The organism is Cylindrospermopsis raciborskii Cr2010 (assembly GCF_003367075.2).
GTDB lineage: Bacteria > Cyanobacteriota > Cyanobacteriia > Cyanobacteriales > Nostocaceae > Raphidiopsis > Raphidiopsis raciborskii.
Genome location: NZ_CP065936.1, coordinates 3,496,301 through 3,507,377 on the forward strand (window position 1 = coordinate 3,496,301; position 11,077 = coordinate 3,507,377).

General features: G+C 39.1%; 1 protein-coding gene. It reads right to left on the bottom strand.

Going from position 1 to position 11,077, the window contains the following annotated elements; translation table 11 throughout:
• Positions 1–35 precede the first annotated feature (35 nt).
• A complete protein-coding gene (locus tag C6N34_RS15840) occupies positions 36–11,024 on the bottom strand; it encodes a non-ribosomal peptide synthetase (RefSeq protein WP_115538539.1) in 10,989 nt (3,662 codons plus the stop codon).
• Positions 11,025–11,077: the final 53 nt, after the last annotated feature.

Genomic DNA, 11,077 nt, shown 5'->3' on the forward strand with positions numbered 1-11,077 from the left:
CTTTGTTTTTGAGACCTTTAAGATTTTTAGGTTTTTCAGTTCGGTTTTTTCAACTTTGAATTTTGTAGGAGGTTAGCTTTCTCTTCCGGTGTCATAGATTTAATTCGTAAAAAGGCCTTAGCAATTTTTTCAGTGTTACCCAACTTGGTTTCTTTCTCAATTAGGAGAAGTGCTATTTTCTCAATAGTTACCGCATCAAAGAGTTCTCTTAATGCCAAGTCAATCCCAAACACCTTTTTGATGTATCCATGAAATTGCCCTGCTAATAAAGAATGTCCCCCTAAATGGAAGAAGTTGTCTTGCACACCCACTTTCTCTACCTTCAATAATTCTTGCCACATAAGTACTAGTACCTCTTCAATAGCGTTTCTAGGTGGTAACCAATCTCTATGTTCCCTTTTGTAATTTGGCATAGGTAAGGCGCGACGATCAATCTTATTGTTGTCAGTAAGAGGAACTTGATCAATAAATACCCAAGCTGAAGGTATCATATATTCAGGCAAATACTTGTTTAGGTATAAGCGAAGATCCTCTATTGTTGGCGGTTGGGTTATGGAGACCACATAAGCAACTAATCGTTGGTCAGCGGGAGTGTCACCAATTGCTTGGACAATAGCCTGAGTAATAGCGGGATGGCTGGATAAAATGGTCTCAATTTCTCCCAGCTCAATGCGATAACCACGTATTTTTACTTGGTAGTCTATTCTGCCTAAAAACTCAATTTCCCCATTTGATAACCGTCGAGCTAGGTCTCCAGTACGGTATAAACGCGATCCTGGCTCTTGGGCAAAGGGATCGGGAATAAATTTTGTTGATGTGAGTGTGGGGTTGTTTCTATAACCTCTCGCTAGTCCTAGACCACCAATATACAATTCTCCCACAATTCCTTCCGGTAGTAGGTTCAAACCATTGTCTAGAATGTATAAAGATGTGTTGGCAATTTCTCGACCAATAGAAATTACATCTTTGGACCTTTCCAGTTGTTTAACGCTTGACCAAATTGTGGTTTCTGTGGGACCATAAACATTCCAGAGGTTTATATTCAATTGCAAAAGCACAGTTGCCAATTCGCGTGGTATAGCTTCTCCCCCACACAGGGCACAAAACTGATTCTTGGGTTGCCAACCCGCTGTTAATAGCAGTTTCCAAGTGGTGGGAGTTGCCTGCATAATTGTAGCTTGGCTTCGCTCTAACAAATCAGCCAGTTTAAATCCATCCTGGGCTGTTTCTTGGTTGGCAATAACTAATTTTGCTCCACTAATTAAGGGCAAAAATAGTTCTAATCCTGCAATGTCAAAGGATATGGTTGTCACCGCCACTAATGTATCTGTACTACCTGGTTGTAGCTGATTCCTAAAACTAAGTAGGCAATTCACTAGGGATTGATGATTAATTTGTACTCCCTTCGGTTTACCCGTAGACCCAGATGTATAAATGATGTAGGCTATACTGGCTAAATCTAATGGTCTCGGTTGAAAGGAAACAGCTATTTCTTCTTGTAGTATTGGTTCTAATAGCAATACCCTAGCAGAAGATTTAGGCAATCGAGAAACAATAGAAGATTCAGTTAGTATTATTGTTGCTTGGCTATCATTAATTATCCATTCCAGGCGATTTATTGGGAAAGCTGGATCTATTGGTAAGTATGCAGCTCCAGCTTTTATAATTCCTAACAGTGCGGTTACTAAACCTGCATGGCGATCCACGCACACCCCCACTAATGTTTCTTGCGTGACCCCTAACTCTACTAGTGCTTGGGCAATTTTATTGGCTTGATCATTCAATTCGCCATAAGTTAACCATTTTTCACCTTCAAGAATTGCAGGGGACTTAGCATTCTCTGACACCTGTTGGTTAAACAGATCCGCTAGAGTCGCAACTGGTGGTTGATGCTTAATAGGTATGAGTGGGAAGGTGGGTAAACATATCTCGCCAAGAAATCTCGGTGATTTGGTCGCCAAGGTGTTTAATATATCTGTAACATGTTGTAATAATTGTTGCCGCTCCTTGGTGGTTCCTATTTTTTGGAAGGCAATTTTTAAGGTTAAATCTTTTCCTGGTAACGCGTAAAGACTTATGGGGTAATGATTTTTTTCTAGTGATTCTACATCGCTAATTATTAAATCATCATTATGGTTGCGTATTTTTTCACCTACAGGGTAGTTTTCATACACCACGATGGACTCAAATAGTGATTCACCTCTATTTATGTTACTCCAACCTTGTATATCCACCAAAGAACTATAGGAGTGTTCACTAATAGATAAAATGCGATCGCTTAATTCTTTTAACCATGTTCCTACTAGTTTGTCTGGCTCACATTTGAGATGTAAGGGTAGAGTATTAATAAATAAACCCACCATCTGTTCAAAACCAGATAATTCCGTAGGTCTTCCGGAAACTGTCACACCAAATATAACTTCATTACTACCGCTATATTTGCTGATTAAAATTGCCCAGGCTGCATTTATTAAGGTACTGACAGTAACCAGGTGTTTATTTGCATAGTTTTTGAGCTGGGCATAAACTTCCGGTTGTAGAGTAGTTTGTACAACCTGATAATCTTCTCCATTATCTAATGGATTGCTGGTTAATCCTATTTTAGTTACAGAGTCTAAACCCGCTAATTGATCGCGCCAAAAAACCTCTGCTTGCTCAATTGGCTTTTGATTTAACCAGACAATAAAATCCCGATAATTAGGGACTGGTGGCCACTTCAAAAATTGATGCTTTTGCTCTGCTTGGTAAAAGGAAATAACATGTTGAAAAACTAATGGCAAGGACCACCCATCTATTAATACGTGATGGTGTGTCCAACAAAATCGCCATTTTGCCTTGTCAGTTTTTACCAAAATTAACCTCATCAAGGGTGCCCTTTCAGTTGACAAACCCTGTTGACGATCTTCCATTAATAAATCTGACCATTTTTGCTCCCAGTCATCAGTACCGCACCAATCTTGATAAACAAAAGGCAAATTCACGCTGCTATGTACTCTAGCTAAAGGACGGGGAAGGGACTGCCAAATGTAGGATGTGCGCAGGATAGAATGATGATTAATGCAGTTTTCCCAAGCTGACTTAAATATTTCCACATTTAAGTCTCCCGTGATTTTGCCTGTTACTTGTTGTAGATAAATGTCTTTTTCAATTTCATAGTTAGTATGAAAAATAATACCCTCTTGAACTGGTGCAAGAGGATAGATGTCTTGCAAATCACTTATTCCACTAACAGCAATATTTAATTGTTCCTGATTTAAATTAGCCAAGGGAAAATCTTCGGGATTCCAACGGACAAGTTTTTGTTCGCTACCCATTAACAAGTTACGTAAACATTGTTGATAGGTATGCAGCAAATTACGAATAGTTTGTTCCCGGTGTAAGTTGGTGCTAAAACCAAAACGTATTTCCAGTTTCCTATTCACAATGAGACCAGTTATTTCCAATTGGAAGGTACGTTGATTTTCAGGATGTCGAGAAATCCCCGAATCTTGTGCTGCTGGTGTGAAGGGTGCATCAGCTGGAATTTGCTCATCAAACTGTCCCAAATAGTTAAAGATAATTCCTTGGGGGATGGGAGGCAAAATTTCCCCATGTTCCGGTTTTTGACTGAGAATACCGTAGGATAACCCATTGTTAGGTATTCCATTTAGCTGTTCCTTAATACCAGACAAGTTATCTAAGACATTGGAATTTACAGTTGTTATTCTAAAGGGGAAAAGGGAAGTAAACCACCCGACAGAGTCAGATATATCCAGGTCTAAACTACTTCCTCGACCATGAGTTTCTAAAGCAATAACTATTTCCGATCTCCCAGTCCATTCTCCTAGTGTTGTTGCGAGTGCTGTAAGTAAAATTTCTTGAATGCCCACTTTACGGGTACGGGAAATTTCCAACAACATTTTATTAGTTTCTGTTTCTGTGAGAGCAAACTCAACTTGAGCAGCTGAATTTTCTTTGTTATCTGCTATTTTTTCAGGAAAATCTAGGGGTAGAGTAAAGTCACGGACTGCTTGTTTCTGCCAAAATTCCAGATCTACTTCCCAGACAATATGGCTCATGTTGTGTAGATAACTACTCCACTGGGGAAAACTCACACTTGGCTTCGATTGAAAAGAAGCTAAGGAAGATAGGGATTGATTTTGAGTAACATTTCTCATACTCCCAACCAGATCCTGTAAAATTACACGCCAAGACACACCATCAACGATGAGGTGATGAATAATTAATAGTATTTTATCAGGTGTAGTTGCTGCTGTTTGAAAATAAACTACACGGAATAACTTCCCAGTTTCCAGGTTCAATTGTCCCTGAAACTGTGTAGCTAGGGTTTGGAGGTGGGTAGATAATTCAATTTCTGGAATATCCGTTAGATCAACAACGTCCACATTTAAATGCTGACTATCATTATCCAATTCTTGTATCCATCCCTTTTCTGTTTGACGGAATTTTAATTTGAAAGCGGGATGTTTGCCCATTATTTGATTAACAGCTTTTTGTAAATCTCCAGTAGTAATCTGTGCTTTTACATCCAACAAAACTGCTTGATTCCAATAATGGGGATGTGGTAGGGATTGCTTAAAAAACCATTCTTGAATAGGGGTTAACGGAATTTCTCCTGTTTCAACAGTTGGCAGTTGAGAAAAGTTATCTTCTTTCCTTACATGATTTGCTAAATCGGCTACCGTAGGGTATTTGAACAGATCTTGGGCCGTGAAATAAATACCCAAGTCTCTGGCTTTGGCAATAATTTGTAGCCCGATAATTGAATCACCACCCAACTCAAAGAAGCTTTCACGAGTACCCAAGCGAGGTAATCTTAACACCTGTTGCCAGAGTTTAGTTAATATTTTTTCAGTTTCGCTTTCGGGGGGAACATATTCTTGAGATACTGTTGTTTCTACAACTTGTGGATCAGGTAAAGAATTAATATCAATTTTTCCATTGGGTAACAATGGCCAACTATCAATACTAATAAATAAGTTAGGAATCATATATTCCGGTAAAATCTGTCCCAATTCCAGGCGCAGAATTTTTTGCCAATTGTTCGGTGTATTTAACCGAGGTTGTACATAAGCTACCAGATAATTTGATCTGTCGGACCTGGAAATTTGGGAATCAGAAATTACTTTAACTAATGCACGATTCACCCAAGATTGTGCCTCTAATGCGGCAACAATTTCACTAGTTTCAATGCGGAACCCGCGTACTTTTATTTGTTGATCTATACGTCCGAGAAACTCTATATTACCACCCGGTAAATAACGAGCACGATCTCCTGTATCATACATTCTCTGTCCTGGGACAAAAGGATCGGGTAAAAATCTTTCCGCAGTCATTCCTGGTGCGTGCCAATAACCACGCGCCACTTGGGATCCTGACACGAAGATATTCCCTGGTGTTCCTATGGGTACAGGTTGGAGTAAGGAGTTGAGAATATATAATTTCACATTGGTAACTGGTTGACCCAAGGGAATCTGGTCAAGATTGGCAATATTGTCATTTTCTTGACAGTTGTGGAAGGTAATGTCAATTGTGGTTTCCGTGGGCCCGTAAAGATTAATTAGAGGAATAGGTAATTTTTCCTGAAACTTCTGCCAAACTCTGTTTTTGAGAACCTCACCACCACTAAATACCAACCTCAAACTGCTACAATGCTCTAGTTCGGGATCACCCAAAACTACTTCCAGCAAACTGGGTACTAATTGGAACAAGGTGACTTTTTCTTGTTGTATAGTTCTGACCAAGTATGCTGGATCTTGGTGTCCTCCTGGTTTAGCCATCACCAGTTTTCCACCTACCATCAATGGTGTCCAAAATTCCCAAACGGAAGCGTCAAAACTGAAGGGGGTTTTTTGTAGGACTATATCAGTATTAGTTACACTGAACTTGTCTAAAAACCAGGTTTGATGGGATACTAAAGCTCCGTGGGAAATGGCTACTCCCTTGGCTTTACCAGTAGATCCGGAAGTAAAAATAATGTAGGCAATATTATCAGGAAAAACGGGAACATTTAAATTTTCCTGAGAATGCTCCTCAATTTCTCGGTGTTGAGTGTCAACAAAAACGGTTTTGTGGGAATTTTGATGGTAATTGACTTTTAAATCTGAACGAGTCAGGAGCAAATCAAGGTTCGCACCTTCTAACATAGATTGGACTCGGGCGCTTGGGTAATGGGGATCTATGGGAACATAACAACCACCTGCTTTCATTACCCCCAACATGGCACAAACCATATCTAGAGAACGTTCCAAACAAATACCTACAGGTTTTTCTTGGGTTATACCTTGGGACTGCAAGAAATGTGCCAGCTGATTAGCTTTTTGATTTAACTGCTCGTATGTCCAACTTTCCCCCTCATAAATAACTGCTATCTCTTTGGGACTGACTGCTGCTTGTTGAGCAACAATTTGATGAACTGGTGTAATTGTTGAACTAGAAGTTGATAGTTGTTTCTCATAAATAAATTCCTGTGGCGCTAATGAAAATTCCCTATTTTCCACACAGTTTTCACTCACCAGTTCTGAGCAAAGCTGATAGTAATTAGCAATATTATCAACTTGGTCTTGAGTAAATTCAGCATGGCTATAGGCAATATTCAGGCTTATATTAGCCGATGCAACTTCCTGGTTCCAAGTAACCGCAAAGGGGATATTGGTTTCTTCAAAAGATGTTGATTTTAATAACTCTACCTCACGCCAATTTAATAATCCTTGGTAAACATGAAAATGAATGAAATTCAAGGATGTTTCATATAGGGGAAGACCACCATTTAGTCTTTGCACTTCTGGTAGAGGAAATCGACGATTTGCTACTAATGCTTGTTCAGCTAACCATGTTGCCTTAATCAAATCTACCCAAGAACCATGAGGTAGTCGTAACCGTAATGGTAAGGTATTTAAGAATAGACCCAAAACTTGGTCGCCATCTGTTGTGTCAGGTCTACCATTACTAACTAATCCTGTCACTATTTCTTCATCTCCTGAAAACACAGACAGAATGTGTAAATGTATTGCCAACAATACAGTTCTCAACGGTACGCCTAATTGGTGAGCCACATCTTTTAAACCTTGGGAAGTTGTCTGTGATAAGGTGATATCAACTTTTCCAATGGTGGGGTGCATTTTGGGAAGGTTTTTTCTTGGTAAGCGAGGCAATTTAGTCAAGGGAATATCTTCTAGCTGTTGTTGCCAAAATTCCCTTTGTTTTTTATCTTGTAAAGCTTCTTGTTCCAAGGCAATAAACTGGGAATATTCCAAACCGGTTTGAGGTGATAAACTGGGGACACCTCTACCCATTAAGTGTAAGTATAAACCTGTTAAGTCAGTTAAAAATTGCGCCAAACTCCAACCGTCCATAATGGCATGATGGAACACTAAGGTAGCCTCAACTACATCCTCACTTAACTGATGAATAAAAAACCGAATTAATGGTGGATTTTTGTAATTAAAACGACTTTGTTGTTCTCCCTCAATAAAGACTCTAAGATAATCATCTTGTGCAGATGGGGATAAATTAGTGAGGTTTTTAAAAATAACCCTTCCCGATACATCTTTAATAATTGCTTGTAAAGGTTGACTAAATTCTCCCAGAAAAAATGCCGTCCTCAGCACTGGATGTCTGGTAAACATCTGACTATAAGCCTGTTCCCAAACTTGTAGATTAAAAGGTATGCGAATGCGGAAGCTAAAAAGATCTTGATAAGTTGTAGAAGTTTGGGAATATTCAGTGTGAAACCACATTCCTGCTTGTAATTGTGCCAACGGATAAGCATCATCGGCTATATTGGTGAGTTTCTCTCTATCTTCAGTAGCAATTAAACCAAATGGTTCCTGATAATAATCCTGTTTTTTTCCACCAGATAGTGGTTGTAAGGTTGTTTCCAAATCCGTTGCTAGATCTGCTAGAATGGGATGGGTAAATATATGCTCAATCTTCAGGTTGAAACCTGCTGCTTGGGCTAGAGAACAAACTCGAATACTACGGATTGAATCCCCACCTAAAACAAAATAATTATCAAATCTACCAACTCTCTCAACTCCTAAAACTTGCTGCCAAATGGATGCCAACTTCCGCTCAATTTCTGTCTCTGGTGCAGCAAATTCAATCCCTATATTTTCCCTTTTCATCTCGGGAATAGGTAAAGATTTTCTATCTATCTTACCGTTAGCAGTTAGGGGAAACTTATCCAGATAAACAACCTGGGAAGGGATCATGTAGTCAGGTAAAGACCGTTGTAGATGATCGCGGATATCTTTGATAGTCGGTTGTTTTTCAGGAGAGCAAACTAAATAGGCAATTAACCGATTCTCACCTGTTTCTATGTCAGTTGTAACCAGGACAATATTTTCATGAACATCAGAAATCTCAGCCAGGACATTTTCAATCTCCCCAATTTCAATCCGGAAACCCCGGATTTTCACTTGGTAATCTATGCGTCCTAAATATTCTAAATCCCCATTAGGAAGGAATCGACCCAGATCCCCTGTGCGATAGAGACGGCAATTCGGTCTAAATCTGGCCTCTATAAATCTTTCTGCTGTTAATTCTGGACGGTTCAAGTAACTATGGGCAACTCCCGCTCCACCAATATACATTTCCCCAATTACCCCTGTTGGTAGCAGGTTGCCATCAGCATCCAGAATGTAAATATCTAAATCCGGAATTGGTTCACCAATTAAACTACCAGATAAGTTGTCTATATCTTGTTTGCTAATTGGTCTATAGGTTACATGAACTGTTGTTTCTGTAATCCCATACATGTTAACCAACCGCGTTTGATTGTCTCCATATTTTTCAAACCAAGGAGATAAACTCCCCAAATTTAGGGCCTCACCACCGAAAATTACATAACGTAAATTGTCAAGATTACAATTTGAGTCTGCAACTGCTAACAACTGGGCAAAAGCTGAGGGAGTTTGATTGAGAACTGTAACTTTCTGCTCCTCTAATAATCTCAGAAAAGTTTGGGGATCCCGACTTACGCAATAGGGAACAATTACCAATCTACCACCATATAGCAAAGCTCCCCATATTTCCCATACAGAAAAGTCAAAGGCAAAAGAATGGAAGAAAGTCCAAACATCTTGTTGATTAAATTTAAACCAATGCTCTGTACTTTTAAATAGCCGGGTCAGATTCTTGTGAGTGACCAATACCCCTTTTGGCTTACCTGTTGAGCCAGATGTATAAATAATATAAGCCCCTGAATTCGGGGTTACATTGTCTGTGTCTATAGGTTCAGCACTTGTTTTTAAATAAGCTGCATCTTCAACATCTAAACAAACTCGGGTAATACCATTTGGCAATTCTTGGCTGGTGTTAGTTGTGGTGATAATTACTTCTGCACCACAGTCTGTAATGGTAAATTCAATCCTGTCACGGGGGTAACTCGGATCTACTGGAACATATATACCCCCTGCTTTCACCACACCTAACATGGAAATGATTAATTCGGGAGTCCGGTCTAAACAAATTACCACTCGTTTCTCACTACCGATTCCCAGAGATTTTAAATGGCGAGCTATGGCATTAGATCGTTCTTCTAATTCTCGGTATGTCAGTGTTTGATTTTCATAGGTTAAAGCTATACGTTCTGGATATTTACTGGCAGTCTCAGCAAACATCTCATTAATAGTAGTATATGAAGAATTAGTTTGTTCTCTTTTGTTTTTTATCTGTTGCTTTTCTTGGTGACTCAACAAGGATATGTCTTGCAATAACGATTGAGGATGATTCGCCATGTTTAATAATAAATTGCTAAACTGGTCTAGCAATAATTTCATGGTTGTGTCACTAAAACGATTCGTATTATAACTTAGTTTAATAGCAATTGTATCACTGGGAATGACAACTAAGGTAATAGGATAATGAGTGGTCTCTAAGAAATGGGACTCTGCTACATTTAAACCAAAATCACTAATTTTTAATAACTTATCAACGGGGAAATTCTCAAAAGCTAGCAGGGTTTCAAACATCTCACTTCCTGCGGGAATATCACTCCATGCGCGAATATCTGATAAACTTGTGTGTTCAAATTGACGCATTGAAGCTGCCTGGAATTGTAAATTTTGTAACCAAGTATTCAGAGTTTGATCTCCTGATATGGCAACCCGGAATGGTAAAGTATTGATGAATGGCCCAATCATTTGTTCTACCCCGGGAATTTCCGGAGGTCTACCAGCAACTGTAATCCCATACACAACATCATTACTGCGACTGTAACGGTTGAGCAATATTGCCCAAGCTCCCTGAATTACGGTATTTAGGGTAACGCTACAATTTCGTGCTAATCTCCCTAATAAATCTGTTATTTCTGGTGATAATTGTTTGGTGATTTCACCACCTTTGAATTTAGGATTTACTCTGCTTTTTGAGGTCATTAGTAAGGGTGTAGCACTTTCAAACCCTGAGATGTATTGCTGCCAAAAAATTTTGCTCTCTTGCAAATCTTTCCGTTTTAACCAAGCTATAAAGTCTCCGTATGGACGTCTATTTGGTAGGGCGACTTCTATATTTTCTTTAGCTGCTTTGTGTAAGGTGAGGAATTCCTTAAGCAAGATGGGCCAAGACCACCCATCTAAAATTATATGGTGATGACTCCATACCAAATACCATACATCTTCCCTAAAACGAATTAAGGTAACTCGCATCAATGGGGGACGATTCAGAACAAATCCTTTGCGTTTATCTGCTTCTAAAAAATCTTGCAGGCGGTGTTTTTGTACGTCATCGCTTAGTCCCCTCCAGTCTTCCTCTTCTATATTAAATTTTAGGTGACGAAATACAACTTGTACAGGCTCACTTTGCCCTTTAGTAACGATTGCAGTTCGTAAAATGGCATGACGATCTACCAAAGTCTGCCAAGCTTGACGCACTGCAACTGTAGAAACATCCCCTTCTAATCTACAATGTAATTGTTCAAAATATACTCCCGATTCTGGTTCATATATGGTGTGAAATAAAAGTCCCTTTTGTAATGGTGTCAGGGGGAAAATATCTTCGATTTTGTCTTTGAGTCCAGCCATGAAATTTTACCTTTTTTTGATTTATTTAAATGGGCTTTTTATTTATCTACAGG